The following is a 21,373-nucleotide window of genomic DNA, read 5'->3' as shown; positions in this document are numbered from 1 at the left end:
AAGGAGCTCGCCAGCTGCTACACAAGGAGCACGCAGGCTGCTACACAAGGAGCACGCAGGCTGCGCCAGCTGCTACAAGGATGTGCTGGCTGTTAGAATTCGCTTTTTGCAGAATGCGCGGAGCTGATGCTTTTCTCTTCCGGTTGGCTACCGAAAGCCCCCCTCCAACCTCTTCACCTCGATTGGCTGACTCGATCAGGCATCGAGGTGGCCATACTGCGCCTGGACCAGATTGACCCGCTGATCAGCGGCAACAAATGGTTCAAGCTCATCGAACACCTCAAAGCCGCTGACCTAGCCGGGGCCAACGGCATCATCAGCCTGGGCGGCGCGCATTCCAATCACCTTCATGCACTGGCGGCGGCGGGCAAACGTTTCGGGTTTACCACCGTGGGTCTGCTGCGTGGGCATGCACAGATAACGCCCACCGTGCAGGACTTGCAGGCATTCGGGATGCAACTGCACTGGTTGGGTTACGGCGGTTATCGCGCGCGTCATGAAGCGGGTTTCTGGACGCCGTGGCTGGCGCAATACCCCGACCTGCATCCCATTCCCGAAGGTGGCGGAGGATTGCCCGGGGCGCGCGGTTGCATGCAGTTAAAGGCGATGGTTGGCGAGCAGCTGAAGAGTCTGGGTTGGGACGACTACGACGGCTGGTGGCTGGCCTGCGGTACCGGCACGACACTGGCGGGATTGGTACTGGCAGAGGCGGGGGATCATCCGGTATACGGGGCGCTGGCTGTACCGGGTGATCACGGCGTTGCGCAGTGTGTCGATGCTATTGTGCAAGCAGCGGGTTTGTACGCACCTGCCTATAAGTTGCTGGAGGCCAGCCTTGGTGGTTTCGCCAAAATCGATCCGCTGTTACTCGAATTCATTGATCAGGCTGAACGGACCAGCGGCATCGCGCTTGAACCGTTGTACACCGGTAAAGCGCTGCTGGCGCTCAGGCAGCAGGTTGAAGCCGGGAAGTTCGCAACGGGTACGCGTCTGATCTTTGTTCATACCGGCGGTTTGCAGGGGCGACGGGGTTTTCCATCAGTGTTAGCCGGGTGAGCAAAAAGTTTTCCCCGCAACGGACATGTTTAGATGTTTGTCTCCGGTGATGGTTCTAACGTGCAAGTGTAATCATATGTTGTTTATGTTTTGTATTCGGAGAAATTTTACCTGTTTAAAAAATCTGATTATTGTTTGGTTGTAAGTTTGTCATGGGGACAAGCTGTTAGAGCTCGAACATTTGTACGAGCTGGTATGGCGCTTATAAGTATGAAAATGATAAAGGATTACAAACTGTATGCCGGTGCTGCAAAGCAACTTATGACTATACAGTCACCGACTAAACAACCAATGAAGAAACCCACGAAAAATCCTCCTGTAACCGGCAGTCCATCCCTGAAGCCGACTTCACCGAAGCGGCCGACTCCTTTGAAGAAACCGACTCGATCGAAAGCACCGACCCCACCGAAGCAGCCTGAGCGCGGTAAATCACCGGGCAAGTCTGGCTTGCCGAGAGGGAATCGGCCAAAGCCCGAAAAGCCAGTGGCGCCTGTTCGGCCTCAATTGCAGTGGCCAACGCTCAACATCACCCTCGATCCGGTTGCCCTTTATAATTTGCTGAACACCTTGGGCAGTATTAAAAACGGAGACGGAACAACTTCCTTGGCCGACGGAAGCCTGATCAGTGCCGATGAAAATTCGGTGAAACGCCCGGACGGTATTATTCAGCACACGGATGGAAGGGTTGAGTATCCAGACGGTCGGATTGTATGGCCAGATGAAACGATTGAATATCCAGACGGTCATCTGGTTTGGAAAGATGGTACTGAAAAGTACCCCGACGGCCGTGTAAAATATTCGGACGGCTCAATGTTTGATGCCAGCGGTGATCAGATAAATTGGGAATAAACTGTGTTTGGTTGAAGACACGCTGATATGTCTGTAACGCAATAATCGCTGGTTTAGTGTCGTTATTCCCGTTCCTGTTAAAAAATGCCGTAGCATTCCCTCGCTACGGCTTTTTTATGGACGGAATTTATGCAGTCTGCGGCATTTCGCCTTTTGCCAATCGCTGATTGATGTCGGCGATCACTTCCGGCAGATCGGTAATGGTGTCGATCATGTAGTGCGGACGCGAGCCTTCGAACAGGGCGTGGATGCGCTTGCGCTCGCTGGCCAGTTCTTCGCTGCCAAGCGCGCGATAGCCTTCATAGTCCAGCCCCAGCGCATTGCCCGAGCAGATCAGAGCGACGGTCCACATGCCGGCGCGACGACCTTCGAGGATGCCGGGCACGGTGTCATCGATCTTCACGCACGCGGCCACGTCGTCGATGCCCAGCGCAATCACGTTCGCCAGTGCCTGCGCCGGCCATGGACGTCCGTTCGGCACTTCGTCCGTTGCCACGACGTGGTCGGCCACGTAGCCGTTGGTGGCGGCCAGCTCGACCACTTTGTCCATGACCTGTTTCGGGTAACCCGAGCAGGAACCGATTTTGATCCCTTGCGCGCGCAGATTGGCGATGGTTTCCAGCGCGCCGGGAATCAGCGCCGAGTGCTCGGCAATTTTCTCGATCTGCAGTGGCATGAAACGCTCGTAGATCGCAGTGACGTCTGCGTCGGTCGGTGTGCGACCGAAGGCTTTGCGGTAACGCTCGGCCACTTGTGGCTGATCGCACAGCGTGCGGATGTGATCCCACTTGCCCATGCCCATCGGCCCACGGGCTTCTTCTATGGATACCTGGCCGTCGAATTCAGCGAAGGCTTCGACGAAGATCTGCGTCGGCGCGAACGAGCCGAAATCGACCACGGTGCCGGCCCAGTCGAGGATGGCGGCTTGGAGTTTGGTTGGGTGTGTGTAGTTCATGATTGGAAGATTCCTCTATTGGCTATTTTGGAAGGCGACTCTTGGTGGGAGCGAGCCTGCTCGCGAAGGCGGTGGATCAAACGGCATCAATGTTGAATGTCTGGACGCTTTCGCGAGCAGGCTCGCTCCCACAGGGGAAGCGCTGTAGATCAGGTGTCCATGACTTCCATCTCGCGCAGCACTTCAGCGACTGCCGCCACAGCTGCATGCATGTCGCTCTGGTTGACGTGACCGATGCAGCCGACGCGGAAGGTTTCAACCTGGGTCAATTTGCCGGGGTACAGAATGAAACCTTTGGCCTTGACGCGTTCGTAGAACTCCTTGAACTGGTAACGCGGGTCTTTTGGCGCATGGAAGGTGACGATGATTGGCGCCTGGATCGCGGCCGGCAGGAAGCTGCGAATGCCCAGCTCGGCCATGTCATCAAGCAGTACTTTGCAGTTGGCGGCGTAGCGTTGATGACGCGCCGGCAAGCCACCTTTCTCGTTGTATTGCAGCAACGCTTCGTGCAGTGCGGCGACCACATGAGTGGGCGGCGTGAAGCGCCATTGCCCGGTTTTCATCATGTAGGTGTGCTGGTCGTAAAGGTCCATCGCCAGCGAATGCGAGTTGCCGGCGGCGTTGGCCAGCGATTCTTTGCGAGCGAAGACGAAACCCATCCCCGGGACGCCTTCCAGGCATTTGCCCGAGGCGGCGATCAGCGCATCGAATGGCACTTTCTGCGCATCCACCGGCAGTGCACCAAAGGAGCTCATCGCGTCGATGATCAAGCGTTTGCCGTGTTGCGCGATGACCTGCGCGATATCCGGCAATGGGTTGAGTATGCCGGTGCTGGTTTCGCAGTGAATCAGTGCGACGTGAGTGATGCTCGTGTCGGCATGCAGCAAACGGTCAACGTCGGCGGCGGTGGTCGGTTCGTCTTCAGCGGTTTCAAAGGTGCTCAAAGGGCGGCCGAGCACTTCGCAGATTTTCGCCAGGCGCTTGCCGTAGGCGCCGTTGATCAGCACCAGCACTTTGCCGTCGCGCGGCACCAGAGTGCCAATCGCCGCTTCGACCGCGAAGGTGCCGCTGCCCTGCAACGGTACGCAGTGGTGACTGACGCCGCCGTTGATGATCGCCAGCAATTGTTCGCAGAGGCTGGCGGTCAGTTGATTGAAGCGGTCATCCCATGAACCCCAGTCGACCATCATCGCCTGGCGAGTGCGGTGCGATGTGGTCAACGGGCCGGGTGTGAGCAGGATGGGTTCGGCAGTACTCATTCTCGTGTTCTCGCAATCGATGGGATGAAGCTACGGGACTTAAATTGCAATTTGCCGAGCTATCAATCAAATTGTTTGTTGTTATGCCAGCCATCAGTGAGGGTTATCCATGAACCTGTTTCAGCTGCGCGCCTTCGATGCCGTGGCGCGCGAGGGCAGTTTCACCCGCGCCGCAGCGCGGCTGTTCATCAGTCAGCCGGCGGTCACCGGGCACATCAAGGCCCTGGAAGAGCATTACCAGATCACTCTGCTGAGGCGCACCGCGCGGCGGGTCGAGTTGACGGAGGAGGGCACCAAACTCGCCGCGATCACCCGCGCGATGTTCGGCCTGGCCGAGGAGGCGCAGGTGATGCTTGAGGCCAATCGGCAGTTGCTGACCGGTCGCCTGGAAGTGGCGGCAGACGGGCCGCACATGGTGATGCCGATGCTGGCCAGTTTGCGTGCGCGCTATCCGGGGATCACCGTCAATCTGCGTCTGGGCAATGCGCAGGAAACTCTGGCGGCGTTGTTGTCTGAGCATGCCGACGTCGCGGTGCTGACTGAAGTCGAGCCGCGCAAGGGCCTGCATTTGAAAGCATTGAGCGAATCGCGAATTTGCGCACTGGTGCCGGACGGTCATCCCTGGGCGCAGAAATCGAAGGGCGTGCAACTCAAGGAACTGGATCAGGTGATCATGGTGTTGCGTGAACCGAGTTCGATCACCCGACGCACTTTCGATGACGCGTGTGCGCAAGCCAAGGTCAGCCCGCGGGTGCTGCTGGAACTGGACAGCCGCGAAGCGGTGACGGAAGCGGTCGCCGCAGAACTGGGCGTGGGCGTGGTGTCATCGCTGGAAGTCAGCCACGATCCGCGCGTGGTGGCGGTGCCGATTATCGGCGAAGGCCTGGTCAACCGGCACATGATGGGGTGTATGGAACGGCGGCGGGATTTGCGTTTGATTCAGGCGTTTATTGGTTTGGCACCGTAGGAGGACGAATGCTGCCGGTGTTCGATCAACCGTCGCCCTATGCCGGATTGCTGAAGCACAGCCTCGATGGTGCAGGGACTGGACAATGCCTGGACGCGCTCGCCACTGGTCAACGGGCTATGGGCCTGCTCGCGCCAGAGCCTATTCGCTGCATCGATTCGCTGATGGCGCGCAACGCCATCCGCCGCAAGGAGCGTACCGAAGACCACGGGCGTCAACCGCGCCATCTGGACGTGCGTCTGGCCAGAGTTGCTGTCGCGGCAGGGAAGGCCGATAAGGGCTAGCGGTTGATCAGCCAGTCGAACAACAGACGATCATCACCGCCGGGTCGCCGTGCGGCGGGGGTTGGCGGTGCGCTCGCCATGGCGCATAACACCGGGCGGTCGGGGTCGCTGTCGAGAAAACTGACGAACACCCGAGCACCCCCGACGGGCAGTCTGGCACTATCGCTGTTACCCATCTGCGCGGTGAGGACGATGGGCACCCACATGCCGCAGGATTCATCCCCGTCGCACGCGCCGACGGGCCACAATCTGACGGCGATCCGTCCTTGCTCATCCACACAGGCAGGCTGGCCGATGGGTCCCAGCACTCGCGCCGGCTGATAGCCCGGGATGGCGGGCCTTTGCTGTGTCAGCGGCGGGCGGAACTCCGTGGACCAGGGAATAGCGGTGAACCTGTTTTTGTACGCCCAGGCGGCTCCGGCGGTGTTCTCGGTCAACAGTGCTGACGGCTGCCCGTGGTGCCTGACTTCGGTCAGCAACCACTGATCATTGAAATTCGCCATCGCATGCTCGGATATCTGCACAATCCGGCCGCTGCGCATTGCGCTGTGCTCGCTTTGCCCCTGGATCTGCCGATGCCCACAGCGCAGGCGCTCGAGGGCCCGTCGACTCGACTGCGCTCGATCATGATGATCTGCAGCGCGGTGGGCCATGACCGGCGCAGCGGTGTGGCGCTGGAACAGTTCGCTGATCACTGGAGCGTTTGCCGGGTGTGGAGCGTTGGCGCAAAACCCTATCAGCAGCGGTTCCTGGGGTAAGCTCGTGCTGTCATCGGCAAAGACCAGCACATGCCCGTCACGCTGGTGCTCGAAGTGATAGTGGATGCCTTCTTCTTCGCAAAGCCTTTGCACAAAACTCAGATCACTTTCATCGAACTGGATGCAAAAGGGCCGCTGCGGATAGCGCGCTGCGGGTAGCTCAAAGCGGTAGCTGCCGACGGGCAGGGCATTTTCCTGCAGCAATTGGAGCAGAATCGTCGGCACATCGAGCTGATGAAAGACCCGGCGGCAACGGATCCCGTCGAGGTGCTGCAGGTGCGGCACCAGCACCAGTTTGTAGCTGTCCCCGTGCTGACCGCGGTGCTCACGAGTGGCGCTGTGTACGATCCCATGAATGATCGATCCACCTTCCAGACGCAGATACGCCGGTTGACGCGGTAAGCGCTCAAGTTCCAGGGCCGAGGCCAGGCCGATCACCTCAATCTCGAATCGATAAGGCTGGTTGAGTTTTTCCTGACCGCTGAAGTGCAGTACCTGCAGGCTCAGGTCAGCGTCCAGCAGGGTCAGGGTGTAGGGACTTTCCTTGTCATTGTGCATGGAACGCGCTTCTGCCATGGGGACGGGCGCTGAGGGTACGAAAACGTAGGCCTTTTGGGTCACTCTAAACCCACATTTCAGAATTGCCCTACATGCTTGGGTGAATAAGTTGATCAGGCATGGCGGTGAGCGGCTCGAATTTTTGGTCGATTGCCAACTTTAGGCCGTATAAACTTGCGCAAAGCGTCGGCCAATAGATGTCTCGGCGCCACAGACAAGAGAGTGAGTAATGGGCGCACAGTGGAAGGTTAAACACAAAGAAGCGGCATCCAACGCCAAAGGCAAAATCTTCGGCAAGCTGGTGAAGGAACTCACCATTGCTGCGCGCAACGGTGCCGACACTGCCACCAATGCCCACCTGCGTCTGGTGGTCGAGCAGGCCAAAAAAGCTTCGATGCCGCGTGAAACACTGGAGCGTGCAATCAAGAAAGGCTCGGGCCAGCTCGGCGAAACCGTGCAATACCACCGCGTCACTTACGAGGGTTTTGCACCGCATCAGGTGCCGCTGATCGTGGAATGTGTGACGGACAACATCAACCGCACTGTTGCCGAAATCCGCGTTGCGTTCCGCAAGGGCCAACTCGGTGCTTCCGGTTCGGTGGCCTGGGACTTCGACCACGTCGGCATGATCGAAGCATCGCCGGACAGCCCGGATGCCGACCCGGAAATGGCGGCGATCGAAGCCGGTGCACAGGATTTCGAACCGGCTGAAGACGGTGCGACCCTGTTCATCACCGAGGCGGCTGACCTCGACGCCGTGCAAAAAGCCTTGCCGGAGCAGGGGTTCACGGTGCTGTCGGCGAAGCTCGGTTACAAACCGAAAAACCCGGTCAGCGGCTTGAGTGATGAGCAAATGGCTGAGGTCGAATTGTTTCTTGAAGGCCTGGATAACCATGATGACGTGCAGGATATGTTCGTCGGCCTGGCTGGCTGAGTCTCACTGAGCCTGTGGCGGAAGGTGAAGGGCTTGCCTGTGGTGATGGGGCTTGCCTGTGGTGAAGGGCTTGCGTGTGGTGAAGGGGCTTGCCTGTGGTGGAGGGGCTTGCCTGTGGTGAGGGGCTTGCCTGTGATGGAGGGGCTTGCCTGTGGTGAGGGGCTTGCCTGTGATGGAGGGGCTTGCCTGTGGTGAGGGGCTTGCCTGTGGTGAGGGGGCTTGCCCCCGTTCGGTTGCGCAGCAGCCGTCGCTTTTGGGGTCGCTTTGCAACCCAACGGGGGCAAGCCCCTCACCACAGGGAGCCCCGTCCAGATGCGCAGCAGCCGTCATTTTTTGGGGTCGCTTCGCGACCCAACGGGGGCAAGCCCCCTCACCACAGGCAAGCCCCTCCACCACAGGAAGCCTCTTACGGGAGCCCCTGACCACAAATATGTATCCGCCTACTCACCCGCGAACGCAGCCAATTCCCGCTCAATCTCGCCAAACCCCGGCCGCGCCAGCACATCGGGCTGACAGCAACGCTGATGCAATGTCTCCAGTCGAACGCGCGCCGCATCGCTCAACCCTGAATCGATCCGCTCCAGCAATTCCCCCAGAAGAACCCCGAACGCCCGTACTTCAATGCGCTGCAACGCGCGGCTCTCCCGGCTGTCCGCCGTGGCGTGGAATGACGCTGCGCCGAAGTCTCCAAGCAAACAATCCCCGCGCTCGTTGCACATAATGTTGTGGCCATACAGGTCGCCGTGGGTGATGCCCTGCCGGTGCAGATGCTCGGCCACCGATGCGATGCCGGTGGCGATGCGCAACGCCACCTTTGCGCTGAACCCCGCATCGTTGGCGTAAACGTCCCGAGTGCACGAGGCCAGGCTTGGCAGTCCCGCGAGGTTGGCGAAGCCTGGATCAACCAGCTCCATCACCAGGCCCTTCTGCGCCTCAGGATGCCCGTCGATACGGCCTTGAACCCGGATCAGATTGGGATGCAATCCGGCGGTGATGCAGGCATTCATTTCGTGCAGCGGCGAGCCGTCACTGGTCATCTCGCCTTTGTACAGTTTGACCGCGACCTCGGTGGCGGGTTGGCCCTGTCGTTGCCACACCGCTCGGTAAATAACCCCCGAGGCGCCTTCGCCCAATTGCGCTTGCAGGCCCAGCGTAGACCAGGCGATGACGGGCGTCGCGTCGAGCGCGGCGGCGTCGGCTTCGGTTTCCAGCGGATTGCCGGCGTAGGCCAGCCAGCTCAGGCCAGGCAGGGTCAGCAGCCACGGCGGCAGCCTGGTGAGACGGTTGGCAGCGACGCGAATCAGTTCCAGCCGATGGCATTGATGAAGGGACTCGGGCAACCGCTGCAGACGATTTCCCGACAGCATGAGTTTCTGCAGATGCGGGCGTTCGCCCAGCTCGCTCGGCAGTTCGCGGATGCAGTTATCGGTGAGGATCAACCACTGCAACGACGTCGGCAGGGAAGCGCCTGGCACGCTTTCGATTTTGTTGGCCTTGAAGCCGACCATGGTTAGCGCCGTGCATCGACCCAGGCATACCGGCAGTTCGGTGAACAGGTTGTCCGAACAGAAAATCACCCGAAGATGCGTCAGCCGATACAAATCATCGGGCAGGCTGCTCAAGGCGTTGCCGCTGAGATTGAGCACTTCGAGCGAATCGGCCAGCGCAAAAATTTCCCGGGGAAACTCGCTCAGTCCACAGGACAGGTCCAGGCGAGTGATGCCCGACAATTGGCCGGCACGTAGTTGGGCGAGGGTGTGCATGAACGGATTCGCTTTTGATTGTCGAGGTGGCGCGTGCCCTGGGAATGACCGACATGATAGCGGGAAAGTTGCCGTCGTCAGGACGCTTTGACGTTCACTAGTTGGCCCAACCGGCTGCGGGTACGGGCCAGATCAATCGCATCACCGCTGAGACTTTCGCGCAACGAGTGCTGGCTCAGCAAAATCAGGTGCTTGTCCTGATCATAAAGAACATCCACCAGGTTGATGAACCGTTGCTGCGCAGCGATCGAACAGTCATTCAGCAAGGGCAGTTCATCGATGATCCAGCGATCAAAGCGCCGGCATAACTCCAGGTAATCCACCACCGCAGTGGTCTGATCGCACAGGTCGCTGAAGGTAAACCCGACCGTGCGAGCTTCACAGAAGCGGGCGCGCAAATGCCGGGTCCCGACAGGCAAGGCAACGGTGGGAGCGTCAGGGGCGGGGATGTTCAACGCCTCGCGCTGCGCCACGCTGGCAGGCCAGACGTACCGGCCTTGAGTGAACAACTGATGGGCATTGGGTTTTGCCTGGCTGCGATAATCGTGGTCACCGCCGACTTCCATGACTTGCATGCGTGCATTGATCAGTTCGATCACCGGTTTGAAACGCGCGTGATAAAGCGGGTTGGGCAACAGGCCTTCCGGCGGGTAGTTGGAGGTGACCAGCAGCAGGATGCCACGCTGGAACAGTGCCTTGAACAACCGCGTGATCAGCATCGCGTCGCCGATGTCGTGTACGTGAAACTCGTCAAAACACAGCACCCGACAATCCTGCAGTATCGCGTCGAGCGTTGCTGTCAGCGCATCCGGATGATCGCGATGGGTGAACATGCCTTGATGTAACTGCGCGAAGAATGGGTGAAAGTGCAGGCGTTGTTTTTGCGCGATTGGCAGCGCCTGGAAGAACCCGTCGAGCAGCCAGCTCTTGCCGCGGCCGACAGCGCCGAACAGGTACAAACCGGGCAAGGTTTTCCTCGAATCACTCAGCAGCACGCTGGCGTGCTGCGCCATGCTGTCGATGACCCGCTGCTGGCTGTGGCTGAGGGTGTAACCCTGAACGTGTGCTTTTTGCCGAAAAAAATCGTGAATCACGCGATTCGTTGTCGCGCTGCCAGGTACGGGCGCAGAAAGCTTGCCGAATAGTCGTTGCAGGGGAGACCAGCGGGGTATGAAGCGTGAACGGCTGGGCGGTCGAACGGCCACTGTGAAGTCATCCCGTTAAGGTCATGCAAGCTCGCCGGGAGGCGGCGCCGTATTGTAAACAAATCGGCAAGTTTGCTTCCAGCAATGTCAGTGTTTAAGCGAACGGAAAAGGCCACCCACAGAATTGGCTCGCGATCAAAATTGCTCGGTCTGCTTAAGCATCTGCGCAGCCGCTGTATCCGTCGGGCTGACCATCGCATAGTTGTAGCCGGCGCCGGACCAGTACTCGGCCTGCAACTCTCCGTCACTGCGACTGCCCCGGGGCAGCAGAAAGTTTTTCGGTCCGGGTGGACGCACGTAGAAACTGATTTTTTGCCCGCGCGAGTCTTCGTAAACCACCATTGCCGCTGGCCCTTGCTCGGTGATGAGCAGGCGACCGCTGACCGGTTTGAAACCCGCGTCGGACAAGTCCGGGAGGCGATTGGCCTGAGTGAAGTAGCGGTCGAGCCAGCCCTGCATATCGCCGTTGCCATTAACTTTGTAATCGGCAGGCAGCAGGCCTTTTTGCGCGAACAGCCGGTAAGCCTGCATCGCATCGCCCATCGGCTGCGCAGCGCTGAGCAGTGTCATCTCCCGCGCCTGCCAGCCGCTGAAACCGCCGATGCTGACAGCGATCAGCAACACCGCCGCGCTGGCCAGATGGCGCCGCGACTGACGTTTCAGCCGCTGGCGAATCAACGCAGGATCAAGGTCCGGATTGGCTGGTTGCTGCAGGGCGCCGCTCAGTGCCGCTCGCAACTGCTGAGCGTCCTGTTGCCAGGCGCGCACTTGGGCAGAAACGTCGGCATTGCTTGCCAGAAAAGTGTCCACCAGACGCCGGTCTTCGTCGCTGAGTTGATGGTCGATGTAAGCGTGCAGGTCGCGCTCGCTCGGGGGCATGCTGATCATTTGAGTCTCCGCAGGGAAGGGCGGGTGATTTCGCCGTCGCTGAGTTCGCGCAAGGCCTGGCGGGCACGGGACAGGCGCGACATGACGGTGCCGGTGGGCACGTCGAGGATCTGCGCGACCTCTTTGTAGCTCAGGCCTTCGACCGACACCCACAGCAACAGTGCACGTTGTTCGCTATTCAACTGATCGAACGCTTGCAGGGTCGATTGCGCGATCACCGTGCGCTCGACCGAGGGTTGAGCATCGTCACGACCGGTAAAAAATTCGAGCATTCGTGCGTATCGGCGCGAGCGTCGGTGCGCATCCAGGAACTGCCGGTACAGAATCGAAAACAGCCAGGCGCGTAAATCGCCATCGGGACGCTTGTCGCCCCAACTTGTCAGTGCACGCTCAAGGCTCGCCTGCACGAGATCGTCTGCGCTGGTGGAATTGCGCGTCAACGACACCGCGAAACGGCGCAGTCTGGGAATAATTTCTCGCAGTTGTTCGTCGATCTCGTTCATGAAGTTCTGGCTAGTCACTACGCTGTGGACTAGAGAGACGCCCGGCACTCAAGGTTATTCCACGCTCGAAAAAATAAATACGCAGCGATGGAATAAACATGCGTGGGGTTCGTCTGCCTGTTTCTTCTCACTTGTGGCCGATGGCCCTGGAGTCTTTCATGGTAGATCGCTCATCACCGCCCACCCGGCCGCCGCTGAGTGCAGCAAGCCTGACCTTGCGCCTGGCGGCCATTGCAGTGGTCATTGCCGCCGTGGCCGGGGCTTTTGCCTACGTCAACGGCACCTTCGACCCACAACGTCTGACCCCGACGAAGCTGGTCAATGTGCTGGAAACCAACAACGGTGTGCACCCCGGATTTCGCCGCAACCATTCCAAAGGTGTGTGCGTGATTGGCTATTTCGAGAGCAGTGGCGAGGCCCGCAGCTACTCTACGGCTCAGGTGTTCAATGAGGCGCGCACGCCAGTGGTGGGGCGTTTCGCATTGCCGGCCGGTAATCCCTATGCGCCGGACAGCAGCGTGCCGATCCGCAGTCTGGCGTTGCGCTTCACCCAGGCCAATGGTCAGCAGTGGCGCACCGGGATGAACAGCATGCCGGTGTTTCCGGTGGGCACGCCCGAGGCGTTCTATCAATTGCAACAGGCTCAGTCGCCGGATCCCGCCACCGGAAAACCAAACCCGGCAGCGGTGCCCGCATTCTTTAAATCGCACCCGGAAGCCGGGCCGTTTCTGGCCTGGATCAAAAACGCAAAACCTTCGGCCAGTTACGTGACGGAAACCTACAACAGCGTCAACGCGTTTTACCTGATCGATGCAGCCGGGCAAAAGCAAGCTGTGCGCTGGAGCATGGTACCGGTGGCGCGCGATGCAGCCGGTGCAACGGCGCCGGAAGGCGCTGATTTCCTCGAAAAAGATCTGCAACAGCGAATGGGCGCTGGCCCGTTGCGTTGGCAATTGAACCTCACGCTGGCCAATCCCGGCGATCCGGTCAACGACGCAAGCAAGACTTGGCCGCAGGACCGCAAGGTGCTGAATGCCGGAACACTTGTACTTGAAAGCGCTCAGCCGCAATTGAATGGCGAGTGCCGCGACATCAACTACGACCCGCTGGTGTTGCCATCCGGCATCGAAGGGTCTGACGATCCGTTGCTGGCCGCCCGTTCTGCCGGTTACGCCAGTTCCTACCTGCGTCGCACCAGCGAAGTCAGCCAGTTGCCTGCCGCTAAACAGGAGACTCAACAATGAGCGCTCAACCGAGTCATTTCGCGCCTTTGGCGCGACTGCTGCACTGGCTGATGGCGTTGATGATCATCGCCATGCTGTTTCTCGGCGCGGGCATGGTCGCTTCGGTGTCCGAGCGTCATGAGTGGCTGCTCAATCTGCACAAACCGCTGGGCATCACGATTCTACTGCTGGTCATCGTGCGGCTGGGCGTACGCTTCTCAACCCGGCAACCTCCGCTCCCGGCTGATCTGCCAACCTGGCAAGCGCTGGCCGCCAAGGCTTCGCATCTGTTGCTGTATTCGCTGATGTTCATTCTGCCGCTGCTCGGCTGGGCGATGATTTCGGCAGCAGGCGATCCGGTGATGCTCAGCAGTTCGCTGCAACTGCCGTCGATCCTGCCGGCGGATGCGCAAGTGTTTGCGTTCCTGCGCAAGGCGCACGGGTATATGGCTTATCTGTTGTTTTTGACAGTGTTGCTGCATCTGGCGGCGGCATTGTTCCACGCTTGGGTGCGCCGCGATGATGTGCTGGACAGCATGTTGCGAGGCAGGGATCGCGGCTGAACTCGGCCCTCAGACGTGCACGTACAACGTAGGATTTGCCGAAGGCTGCGATCTTTTGCTGAAAATCTGCCAGGACGCACACATCCAATGTAGGAGCTGCCGAAGGCTGCGATCTTTTTGCTCTGAAAATCGAGAGTTCCTTCAAAGCCAACGATCGCAGTGTTCGACAGCTCCTACGGTCTCAGTGACTGAATCAACGTGAAGCTGCTTCTACGGGCTGGTTTCGGGCAGCCAGCGTTCGCCACCAATAAATCAACGCTGCCGCGTTGATCCCTGCCCCCAACAGACAAACACCGGTCCACCCGGCCCACGCATACATCGCCGTCGAACCGATCGAACCCAGCGCACTGCCGATCGAATAGAACAGCATGTAGCCCGCGGTCAGACGACTTTGTGCTTCGGGGCGCACGCTGTAGATCATGCTCTGGCTGGTGACATGCACCGCTTGAAGACCCAGATCGAGGGTGATCACGCCAAGTAACAAGGCCCACAGCGAGGATTGAGTGAGGGCCACAGGCAGCCACGACACCAGCATCAGCAGCAATGACAAGCCACTGATCCAGTGTCCCCAACCCCGATCGGTCAGATGCCCGGCGCGAGCAGCGCCCAGTGCCCCGGCGGCTCCAGCCAGACCAAACAAGCCGATTTGCGTGTGGGACAGTGACAGCGGTGGGGCGCTGAGCGGCAACACCATGGGCGTCCACAGCACCATGGCGCTGGCAAAGGTCAGCAGTGCCAGAACCGCCCGCTGGCGCAGCACGGGTTCCTCCCTGAACAACACGAACACCGATTCCAGTAACGACGCGTAGGATTGTGCGGGTTGCGGGTCTTCATCTTTGGGCAGCACCCGCAACAGCAACAGGGCCATCAGCAGGGTCAAACCTGCCGACAGCAGATAAACCGAACGCCAACCCGCCAGATCGGCCATGCCACCGGCCACAGTGCGGGCCAACAGGATGCCGACAACGATGCCGCTGGTGACCACGCCCACTACCCGGCCGCGCTCGGCCGGGATCGCCAGCCTTGCAGCGTAGGCCACCAACACTTGGGTGACGACTGCCAAAAAACCTGTCAGCGCCATCCCGCTTAACAGCCAGGTGCTGTCGGTGGCTAAAGCGATCATCAACAGCGCCAGCGCCGACAGCAGCGTTTGGGAGACAATCAACCGCCGCCGGTTCAGCAGATCGCCAAGCGGCACCAGCAGCACCAGCCCCGCGCCGTAACCGACCTGAGTCAGCGTGACGACGATGCCGATGGTGGCCGGCTCCATTGCAAAGGTCTCGGCGATAGCATCGAGCAGAGGCTGTGCGTAATACACATTGCCCACGGCTAACCCGCAGGCCACGGCGAACAGCAGCACGACGCTCGTGCTCAGGGTTGACGGGCTGTTTTTCATGCGCAACTCCAAAGTGGTTTCTAAATAAAACCAGTTGAACGGTAGAGAGTCCGGTTTTATATTGCAACCACATTTGTGTTGGAGAGTGTCTTCGTGGCCAAGCGAACGAGTATGGAAAATGCCGAGTGCCCGGTTGCGCGCTCACTGGATGCCATTGGCGACTGGTGGTCGTTGTTGCTGGTGCGCGATGCGTTCGATGGAGTCTGCCGGTTTGGAGAGTTTCAGCGCAGTTTGGGCATGGCGAAAAATATTCTGTCCGCTCGTTTGCGCACCTTGGTGACCCACGGGATTTTCGATCTGGTGCCAGCGTCGGATGGCAGCGCGTATCAGGAATATGTGCTGACGGAGAAAGGCAAAGGGCTGTTCCCGCTGATCGTCGGTCTGCGGCAGTGGGGCGAGGCTTTTTTCTTCGAGGAAGGAGAGGCGCATTCCCGGGTGGTCGATCGCCTTCAGGGTCAGCCGGTACGACCGCTGGAATTACGCGCCGAAGATGGGCGTTTGCTGGGGCCGGAGGATTGCGTGCGGATCGCAGCCGGATAATTGCCGATCTGCAGGCTTCGCCACGCTTCAGAGCTGGCGCAGCCTGCATCGTCAGACCCTCGCTCAGCGCAAGTGATCGACCATCTCCGCCACGGTCGTCAGCACGTCCTTGCCCAATTGCTTCGAACGTTTGCCGGACCAGCCCGTCAGCGGGTCGGGCTTGTCATTGTTGTCCTTGAAAGGCATCTCCAGGGTCAATGACAGGCAGTCGAATTTTTCGCCGACGCTGTTGCACGCGAGGGTCATGTTGGCTTTGCCGGGCAGGTCGCGGGTGTAACCGTATTTGGTCTGGAAGTCCTTGGTCAGGTTCTTCAGATGGCCACGAAAATGCTCTTCGAGTTTTTCCAGACGCGGTGTGTAGCCCGGGTTGCCTTCACATCCGGCCGTGAAGACGTAGGGGATTTCTTCATCGCCATGGATGTCGAGGAACAGGTCGACGCCGTACTTTTCCATTTGCTGTTGAGCGAACAGCACCTCCGGACTGATTTCCTGGCTGGCGCTCTGCCAGGCCCGGTTCAGGTCCTGGCCCATGGCATTGGTGCGCAAATGGCCGTGGAAGGCGCCGTCCGGGTTCATGTTTGGCACCAGGTACAGGTCGGCGCCGGCGAGCAGTTTCTGCATGACCGGATCATCGTGATTTTCCAGGCGTTCGATCACCCCTTCCATGAACCACTCGGCCATGTGCTCACCCGGGTGTTGCTGCGCAATCATCCAGACTTTGCGCTGGCCTTCAGCACCGCTGCCTTTACGCAGCAGCTGAATGTCACGGCCCTCAACGCTCTTGCCGGTGGCCAGCAGTTCGGCGCCGGCCTTGGTCAGCGCCTGCTCGATGAGCCAGTCATGGCGACCGCGGCTGTAAGGTTCGAAATAAGCAAACCATGCGTGCGTGGCGGTGGCTTCGAGGCTGAAACGCAGGCAATCGCCTTCGAAGATTGTCGGCACCCGGAACCAGTTGACGTGATCGTAAGAGGCGACCGCCTGGTAACCGTCCCAGGCTTTGTTATAGGAAGACTGGCTGGCATTGTTCAGACGAAACCAGTGCTCTTGACCCACATGCAGGCCGCTGGCCTTAAAATGAAACCACTGGAAATGCTTGCTGCGAGTGTCGGGCCGAATGGCGAGCAGCGCTTGGAGCGGATTGCTGATGTCCAGCACTTCGATATTGCCGCTGTCGAAGTTTGCACTGATGCCGAATGAGGATTTAGCCACGGTCATAATCGGTTCCTGAATATGATTTTTATGGCTGCTACTTTACACGCTGAAGAGGAGGGAATCGGTACAAAATGCGCAGTAAATAGGGGGGCGTCTTCCCTGACGCCGGCGCAGCTTAGAGACTGCGCGATTGATTCTCAAGTGCTATTTTTGATTAGTTTTGACCAATGATGACGGGGCTGTATTGCCATTTAATGTTCCTTTGCTATCATCCGCGCCATTGGATTAGCCACCCCCTAAGACTTCATTAGCCTGAAGGTAAAGCCGGAATAACCGGCAAAAAAAGACCCGGCGAAAAGCCGGGTCAAAAACCGTGATTAGCCTGATGAGGAGATCGTTCAGGAGACCGACCTAAGGTCACCTGGACAATCGACTGATCTCGCGACCAGCTGCATGCAATAATAATCATTCTCGTTTGCAAGTCAAATGATTTTATCGCCGCTATAGGATTACTGCGTCTCGGCGACGTTCTGAAAATCCTCCAGCTTTATTTGCCCCCTTGCAAGGAACGGTCGACCATCGCTTTCGCCATGTCGATCATGTGCACTGTGGAAAAAGCCAGGTCTCGGTTGACGCCCTGCAGATGGCTGGCCGACTCGTAGGCAATGGCAGCTGCACAACGTAGCAAATCCGTTGCATGCACCAAGGCCTCTTCGCTGCTGATATTGCGGCTTACATCAAAGAACCGATCCTCGACCACCTCATCTGAAACAGCCGGTTTCAAGTAATAGTCCAGCGCGCGCTGAGCGGCAGCGGAGCCTTTTGCAGAGGTGAGCGAAGTGTCGATGGGTACGTCGGGTATGTCGTGGCTGGGGATTGACGGGGTCATGGTCCACTCCTTGAAAGACTGATATCCGTCATCCAATCTTAGTACAGGCTGTATTTGTTACCAGCATTTAACTACTACAATGTGTGTTTTGCAGGCGGGAGTCGCCCACGTATCGTACCGCCCATGGATAAATGGATAGAGCTGGTCAAAGCCAAGATGAGTGAGCTGAAAATCACTCAGGAAGTTCTCGCCGATCGCCTCGGTATGTCCCAGGGCGGCGTAGGGCATTGGCTGAATAAACGTCGTGAGCCGGGTATCGATGACATGAATCGAGTACTTCGCGCGCTTGGCATGGAGTTTCTCGAAGTGGCACTGGTCATCAGGGAGCCGGACCCTGCTGCGGATGAAAGTCAGGACCTCGTGCAAAAATACAATCCGTTCTTCCGTTACCCGGTCAGCGACTGGCGGGAGACTGGCGAGGTACGCGACGGCGAGCGGACCGTGTACCGCAAGCCGCAGTTCGAATTGACCGATTACCACGCCCGGGGCGCAGCGTTCTGGCTGAGAGTGGTGGGCGATGCGATGACCGCACCCAGCGGCCTCAGTATCAGCGAAGGCATGATGATTCTGGTCGATCCGGACATTGTCCCGGAACCGGGAAAAATGCTGATTGTGCAGTGGCCCGACAGCAGCGAAGCGACTTTCCGCAAGTTGATCGAAGAGGGCGGTCAGCGTTACCTGGTCCCGCTCAATCCCACTTATCCGAAAGCGCTGTTCACCGAAACGTGCCGAATTATCGGCGTGGTGGTCCAGGCGACTGCCCGATTCTAGTCAGACCGGTTCTGCGCAACTGCAGGACCGATCTTCATTTCACGCTTCCTCCAGTTCTACCAGCGCAGCGCCCTCGCTGACCATTTCGCCTTCCTGGCAATACAGCGCCCTGATTACTCCGGCGTGCGGCGCGCGAATGCTGTGCTCCATCTTCATTGCTTCCAGCACCACCAATTGAGCGCCGGCTTCAACCGTTTGCCCGGGTTCAACCAAAATTCTTACGATGCTCCCGTTCATCGGTGCGGTCAGTCCGCCCTGATGGCTGTGACTGGCTTCGACAGCACTGATCGGGTCGTAAGATTCGATGCGCCGCAGCTCACCTTCCCATTGCAGATAAACAACGTCGTCGCTGCGAATAGCGCGATGCTGGCGGCGCATCCCGTTGTGCTCGGTGGACAGATGATCGCCGTTGAGGTGCGCTGAAGCTACATCGCCCAACGTCAGCGCCCGGTCCTGACCTTCGCACATCAAATGCAGGGTCGTCTCGCTCGGCAGCCCAACCCGAAAACCGTTGCTGGTCGCCCACGGTGAAGCAGGATCATCGACACGGGGAATGCTCGGCCGGCTTTGCGCAAACGCCTGCGCGGCGGCTTGCCAGAATTCATCACTCAGGGCCGCAGCCGGCGGCAGCAATTGCTCGTGATAGCGAGGAATAAACCCCGTATCGAGTTCCGCTGCGGCGAAGGCTGGATGAGCGATGATCCGCCGCAGAAAATTGATGTTGGTCTTGAGCCCGCCAATCGCAAATTCATCGAGCATACTCAGCAATCGCAAGCGTGCCTGCTCACGGTCCTCGCCCCAGGCAATCAATTTGCCAAGCATAGGATCATAGAATGGCGAAATCTCGTCGCCTTCTTCAACACCGCTGTCGACCCGACGTCCCGGACCTGGCGCGGATTCGCGATACAACTCCAGTTGGCCCGTCGCGGGGAGGAAATCATTGCCAGGGTCTTCGGCATACAAACGCACTTCAATGGCGTGGCCCAGCAGCGGAACCTGATCCTGTCTCATCGGCAGCGCTTCACCCCGCGCTACGCGGATTTGCCAGGCGACCAGGTCGAGCCCGGTAATGGCTTCGGTGACGGGATGCTCGACCTGCAGACGTGTGTTCATCTCCATGAAGAAAAACTCACCGCGCGCATCCAGCAAAAACTCTACAGTACCGGCGCCGACATACCCGATGGCTTGTGCGGAACGCACGGCGGCTTCACCCATGGCCCGACGCAGTTCTGCGCTCAACCCGGGTGCCGGGGCCTCTTCGACGACTTTCTGGTGACGTCGCTGGATCGAGCAATCACGCTCGTTGAGGTACAGACAGTTACCGAGCTGGTCAGCGAAAATCTGGATTTCGACGTGGCGCGGTTTCAGCAGGTATTTCTCCACCAGCATGCGCGAGTCGCCAAACGAGGACTGCGCTTCGCGTTGAGCCGAGGCGAGGGCTTCGGCCAGTTGGCTGACTTCCTCGACGACTTTCATGCCTTTGCCGCCGCCCCCGGCCGTGGCCTTGAGCAGCACCGGGTAGCCGATGCGTTCGCAGGCATCGCGGAAGGTGTCGAGGTCCTGGGCTTCGCCGTGATAACCCGGCACCAATGGCACTCCGGCGGTTTCCATCAACGCCTTGGCTGCGGATTTGCTGCCCATCGCGTCGATGGCCGAGGCGGGCGGGCCAAGGAAGATAAGCCCGGCGGACTCGATGGCGCGGGCGAACCCGGCGTTCTCAGACAAGAAACCGTAACCCGGATGAATCGCCTGGGCTCCACTGGCCTTTGCAGCGGCGATCAGTTTATCAATTTGCAGATAACTGTCGGCGGCCTTGCTGCCACCGAGGTCTACGCGAATATCCGCTTCGCGGCTGTGCCGGGCATCACGGTCGGTCGCGCTGTGCACGGCCACGGTGGTCAGGCCCAACGCTTTGGCGGTGCGCATCACTCGGCAAGCGATTTCGCCACGGTTGGCCACCAGCAAAGTGGTAATGACAGGTGCGCTCATCAACGCGGCTCCTTGGTTGCGGCATGCCAGTTGGGTGGACGTTTTTGCAGAAAGGCCCGCAAACCCTCCTGGCCTTCAGGGCTGACGCGGATACGGGCGATCGCATTTTCGGTGTAGCGGCGCAGCGCCGGCGTCAGTGCGCCGTTACCCACTTCGCGCAGCAGGTCCTTGCTGACGCGCATGGCGGCCGGGCTGTTGAGCAACAGGTTGTCGATCCATTGCTCGACACTCCGCTCCATTTCGGGGGCGGGATAACTCTCCGACAACAAGCCGATCTCCCGCGCCCGTTGTCCGCCAAATCGCTCGGCAGTCAGGGCATAACGGCGCGCCGCCCGTTCGCCAATGGCCTGCACCACGAACGGGCTGATCACCGCAGGGGCCAGGCCGATGCGCACTTCCGACAGGCAAAACTGCGCGTCATCGGCACCAATCGCCATGTCACAGCAACTGATCAAACCCAGCGCGCCGCCGAATGCTGCGCCCTGCACCACGGCAAGGGTCGGGATTTTCAGTTTGGCGAGGTTGTACATCAACTCCGCCAGTTCCCGCGCGTCATCAAGGTTGGTGTGGTAATCGAGTTCGGCCGATTGCTGCATCCAGGCCAGATCGGCACCGGCGCTGAAATGTTTGCCGCGCCCGCGCACCAGCAGAAACCGCAGGCTGGCGTCGCTCGACACCTTGTCCAGCGCGAGGATCAGCTCGCGGATCATCTCGGCGTTGAAGGCGTTGTTCTTTTCTTCACGGCTGAGCCACAGGGTGGCAAAACCCCGCGGGTCGTTCAGCAGTTCGATGGTATTGAAGTCACTCATATTGGTCCGTCTCCACAACTCATGTGGGGGGATTGCCGGGGATGGCGATTGCTTCGCAATCG

At 59.3% G+C, this 21,373-nt stretch carries 20 protein-coding genes and 1 pseudogene; 9 read left to right on the top strand and 12 right to left on the bottom strand.

Annotation, left to right across the window (positions count from 1 at the left end; genetic code table 11):
• Positions 1-126: 126 nt before the first annotated feature.
• Positions 127-1,056 carry a 1-aminocyclopropane-1-carboxylate deaminase/D-cysteine desulfhydrase gene (locus F8N12_RS13615; RefSeq protein WP_150580883.1) on the top strand — a complete coding sequence of 310 codons (930 nt, stop codon included), beginning with the start codon at positions 127-129 and terminating at the stop codon, positions 1,054-1,056.
• 210 nt (positions 1,057-1,266) lie between these two features.
• Positions 1,267-1,905, top strand: coding sequence for a hypothetical protein (locus tag F8N12_RS13610; protein WP_150580882.1), 639 nt, complete (start codon positions 1,267-1,269; stop codon positions 1,903-1,905).
• Positions 1,906-2,032: 127 nt separating this feature from the next.
• On the opposite strand, the gene phnX is transcribed toward F8N12_RS13610, so the two are convergent.
• Both phnX and F8N12_RS13600 read right to left on the bottom strand, forming a co-directional pair.
• Positions 2,033-2,860 carry a phosphonoacetaldehyde hydrolase gene (gene phnX, locus F8N12_RS13605; RefSeq protein WP_150580881.1) on the bottom strand — a complete coding sequence of 276 codons (828 nt, stop codon included), beginning with the start codon at positions 2,858-2,860 and terminating at the stop codon, positions 2,033-2,035.
• Positions 2,861-3,009: 149 nt separating this feature from the next.
• Positions 3,010-4,119: a 2-aminoethylphosphonate--pyruvate transaminase gene (locus F8N12_RS13600; RefSeq protein WP_150580880.1), complete on the bottom strand. Its 1,110-nt coding sequence runs from the start codon at positions 4,117-4,119 to the stop codon at positions 3,010-3,012.
• 109 nt (positions 4,120-4,228) lie between these two features.
• Between F8N12_RS13600 and F8N12_RS13595 the strand changes: the two genes are divergently transcribed.
• Both F8N12_RS13595 and F8N12_RS13590 read left to right on the top strand, forming a co-directional pair.
• Positions 4,229-5,086: a LysR substrate-binding domain-containing protein gene (locus F8N12_RS13595; protein WP_150580879.1), complete on the top strand. Its 858-nt coding sequence runs from the start codon at positions 4,229-4,231 to the stop codon at positions 5,084-5,086.
• Positions 5,086-5,370, top strand: a pseudogene (locus F8N12_RS13590) (hypothetical protein); the annotation flags it as partial. The gene F8N12_RS13595 and the pseudogene F8N12_RS13590, both read left to right, overlap by 1 nt.
• Here the strand turns inward: F8N12_RS13590 and F8N12_RS13585 are convergent.
• The gene (locus F8N12_RS13585) at positions 5,367-6,686 is read right to left on the bottom strand and encodes a type VI secretion system Vgr family protein (RefSeq protein WP_150580878.1); all 1,320 of its coding nucleotides are present in this window, start codon (positions 6,684-6,686) and stop codon (positions 5,367-5,369) included. The pseudogene F8N12_RS13590 and the gene F8N12_RS13585 overlap by 4 nt on opposite strands.
• A 229-nt stretch (positions 6,687-6,915) precedes the next feature.
• Between F8N12_RS13585 and F8N12_RS13580 the strand changes: the two genes are divergently transcribed.
• Positions 6,916-7,620: a YebC/PmpR family DNA-binding transcriptional regulator gene (locus tag F8N12_RS13580; protein ID WP_150580877.1), complete on the top strand. Its 705-nt coding sequence runs from the start codon at positions 6,916-6,918 to the stop codon at positions 7,618-7,620.
• 440 nt (positions 7,621-8,060) lie between these two features.
• On the opposite strand, the gene F8N12_RS13570 is transcribed toward F8N12_RS13580, so the two are convergent.
• The 4 genes from F8N12_RS13570 to F8N12_RS13555 form a co-directional block, all read right to left on the bottom strand.
• Entirely contained in the window at positions 8,061-9,383 is a 1,323-nt protein-coding gene (locus F8N12_RS13570; RefSeq protein WP_150580875.1) for a leucine-rich repeat-containing protein kinase family protein, read from the bottom strand.
• A 77-nt stretch (positions 9,384-9,460) separates the two neighbouring features.
• Positions 9,461-10,588 carry a cell division protein ZapE gene (gene zapE / locus F8N12_RS13565; RefSeq protein WP_150580874.1) on the bottom strand — a complete coding sequence of 376 codons (1,128 nt, stop codon included), beginning with the start codon at positions 10,586-10,588 and terminating at the stop codon, positions 9,461-9,463.
• A 135-nt stretch (positions 10,589-10,723) separates the two neighbouring features.
• Positions 10,724-11,476 (bottom strand): anti-sigma factor family protein, encoded by a 753-nt coding sequence (locus F8N12_RS13560; RefSeq protein ID WP_150580873.1) that lies wholly within the window; start codon positions 11,474-11,476, stop codon positions 10,724-10,726.
• Complete coding sequence (locus F8N12_RS13555; RefSeq protein ID WP_150580872.1) at positions 11,473-11,979, bottom strand: sigma-70 family RNA polymerase sigma factor; 507 nt, start codon at positions 11,977-11,979, stop codon at positions 11,473-11,475. Before F8N12_RS13555 ends, F8N12_RS13560 begins: the two co-directional genes overlap by 4 nt.
• Positions 11,980-12,137: 158 nt before the next feature.
• On the opposite strand from F8N12_RS13555, the gene F8N12_RS13550 reads away from it, so the two are divergent.
• Positions 12,138-13,223 (top strand): catalase family peroxidase, encoded by a 1,086-nt coding sequence (locus tag F8N12_RS13550; protein ID WP_150580920.1) that lies wholly within the window; start codon positions 12,138-12,140, stop codon positions 13,221-13,223.
• Positions 13,220-13,765 (top strand): cytochrome b, encoded by a 546-nt coding sequence (locus F8N12_RS13545; protein WP_150580871.1) that lies wholly within the window; start codon positions 13,220-13,222, stop codon positions 13,763-13,765. Before F8N12_RS13550 ends, F8N12_RS13545 begins: the two co-directional genes overlap by 4 nt.
• A 193-nt stretch (positions 13,766-13,958) precedes the next feature.
• On the opposite strand, the gene F8N12_RS13540 is transcribed toward F8N12_RS13545, so the two are convergent.
• Positions 13,959-15,161: an MFS transporter gene (locus F8N12_RS13540; RefSeq protein ID WP_150580870.1), complete on the bottom strand. Its 1,203-nt coding sequence runs from the start codon at positions 15,159-15,161 to the stop codon at positions 13,959-13,961.
• A 93-nt stretch (positions 15,162-15,254) separates the two neighbouring features.
• Between F8N12_RS13540 and F8N12_RS13535 the strand changes: the two genes are divergently transcribed.
• On the top strand, positions 15,255-15,701 hold the full coding sequence (locus tag F8N12_RS13535) for a winged helix-turn-helix transcriptional regulator (protein ID WP_150580869.1): 447 nt from the start codon (positions 15,255-15,257) through the stop codon (positions 15,699-15,701).
• Between the two features lie 63 nt (positions 15,702-15,764).
• On the opposite strand, the gene F8N12_RS13530 is transcribed toward F8N12_RS13535, so the two are convergent.
• Both F8N12_RS13530 and F8N12_RS13525 read right to left on the bottom strand, forming a co-directional pair.
• Positions 15,765-16,916, bottom strand: a complete 1,152-nt coding sequence (locus F8N12_RS13530; protein WP_150580868.1) for a M14-type cytosolic carboxypeptidase — start codon at positions 16,914-16,916, stop codon at positions 15,765-15,767.
• Positions 16,917-17,400: 484 nt separating this feature from the next.
• Positions 17,401-17,742: a DUF6124 family protein gene (locus F8N12_RS13525; protein ID WP_150580867.1), complete on the bottom strand. Its 342-nt coding sequence runs from the start codon at positions 17,740-17,742 to the stop codon at positions 17,401-17,403.
• Positions 17,743-17,865: 123 nt separating this feature from the next.
• Between F8N12_RS13525 and F8N12_RS13520 the strand changes: the two genes are divergently transcribed.
• Positions 17,866-18,513 carry a LexA family protein gene (locus F8N12_RS13520; protein ID WP_150580866.1) on the top strand — a complete coding sequence of 216 codons (648 nt, stop codon included), beginning with the start codon at positions 17,866-17,868 and terminating at the stop codon, positions 18,511-18,513.
• 39 nt (positions 18,514-18,552) lie between these two features.
• On the opposite strand, the gene F8N12_RS13515 is transcribed toward F8N12_RS13520, so the two are convergent.
• Entirely contained in the window at positions 18,553-20,502 is a 1,950-nt protein-coding gene (locus tag F8N12_RS13515) for an acetyl/propionyl/methylcrotonyl-CoA carboxylase subunit alpha (protein WP_150580865.1), read from the bottom strand.
• Complete coding sequence (locus F8N12_RS13510) at positions 20,502-21,311, bottom strand: gamma-carboxygeranoyl-CoA hydratase (RefSeq protein ID WP_150580864.1); 810 nt, start codon at positions 21,309-21,311, stop codon at positions 20,502-20,504. Before F8N12_RS13510 ends, F8N12_RS13515 begins: the two co-directional genes overlap by 1 nt.
• Positions 21,312-21,373 lie beyond the last annotated feature (62 nt).

This window comes from Pseudomonas fluorescens, from assembly GCF_902497625.1.
In the GTDB taxonomy this organism is placed as follows: domain Bacteria; phylum Pseudomonadota; class Gammaproteobacteria; order Pseudomonadales; family Pseudomonadaceae; genus Aquipseudomonas; species Aquipseudomonas fluorescens_BQ.
Note: the sequence above shows the minus strand (reverse complement) of the source record. Positions and strands in the feature narration are given on the sequence as shown.

What these genes read in the sequence shown, in the direction of transcription:
- F8N12_RS13540 (WP_150580870.1), bottom strand. Translation starts at nt 15,161, where the DNA reads ATGAAAAACAGCCCGTCAACCCTGAGCACGAGCGTCGTGCTGCTGTTC.
- F8N12_RS13560 (WP_150580873.1), bottom strand. Translation starts at nt 11,476, where the DNA reads ATGATCAGCATGCCCCCGAGCGAGCGCGACCTGCACGCTTACATCGAC.
- F8N12_RS13530 (WP_150580868.1), bottom strand. Translation starts at nt 16,916, where the DNA reads ATGACCGTGGCTAAATCCTCATTCGGCATCAGTGCAAACTTCGACAGC.
- F8N12_RS13525 (WP_150580867.1), bottom strand. Translation starts at nt 17,742, where the DNA reads ATGACCCCGTCAATCCCCAGCCACGACATACCCGACGTACCCATCGAC.
- F8N12_RS13550 (WP_150580920.1), top strand. Translation starts at nt 12,138, where the DNA reads ATGGTAGATCGCTCATCACCGCCCACCCGGCCGCCGCTGAGTGCAGCA.
- F8N12_RS13600 (WP_150580880.1), bottom strand. Translation starts at nt 4,119, where the DNA reads ATGAGTACTGCCGAACCCATCCTGCTCACACCCGGCCCGTTGACCACA.
- F8N12_RS13555 (WP_150580872.1), bottom strand. Translation starts at nt 11,979, where the DNA reads ATGAACGAGATCGACGAACAACTGCGAGAAATTATTCCCAGACTGCGC.
- F8N12_RS13580 (WP_150580877.1), top strand. Translation starts at nt 6,916, where the DNA reads ATGGGCGCACAGTGGAAGGTTAAACACAAAGAAGCGGCATCCAACGCC.
- F8N12_RS13520 (WP_150580866.1), top strand. Translation starts at nt 17,866, where the DNA reads ATGGATAAATGGATAGAGCTGGTCAAAGCCAAGATGAGTGAGCTGAAA.
- F8N12_RS13585 (WP_150580878.1), bottom strand. Translation starts at nt 6,686, where the DNA reads ATGCACAATGACAAGGAAAGTCCCTACACCCTGACCCTGCTGGACGCT.
- F8N12_RS13545 (WP_150580871.1), top strand. Translation starts at nt 13,220, where the DNA reads ATGAGCGCTCAACCGAGTCATTTCGCGCCTTTGGCGCGACTGCTGCAC.
- F8N12_RS13570 (WP_150580875.1), bottom strand. Translation starts at nt 9,383, where the DNA reads ATGCACACCCTCGCCCAACTACGTGCCGGCCAATTGTCGGGCATCACT.
- F8N12_RS13515 (WP_150580865.1), bottom strand. Translation starts at nt 20,502, where the DNA reads ATGAGCGCACCTGTCATTACCACTTTGCTGGTGGCCAACCGTGGCGAA.
- F8N12_RS13615 (WP_150580883.1), top strand. Translation starts at nt 127, where the DNA reads ATGCTTTTCTCTTCCGGTTGGCTACCGAAAGCCCCCCTCCAACCTCTT.
- F8N12_RS13595 (WP_150580879.1), top strand. Translation starts at nt 4,229, where the DNA reads ATGAACCTGTTTCAGCTGCGCGCCTTCGATGCCGTGGCGCGCGAGGGC.
- F8N12_RS13510 (WP_150580864.1), bottom strand. Translation starts at nt 21,311, where the DNA reads ATGAGTGACTTCAATACCATCGAACTGCTGAACGACCCGCGGGGTTTT.
- F8N12_RS13610 (WP_150580882.1), top strand. Translation starts at nt 1,267, where the DNA reads ATGAAAATGATAAAGGATTACAAACTGTATGCCGGTGCTGCAAAGCAA.
- phnX (WP_150580881.1), bottom strand. Translation starts at nt 2,860, where the DNA reads ATGAACTACACACACCCAACCAAACTCCAAGCCGCCATCCTCGACTGG.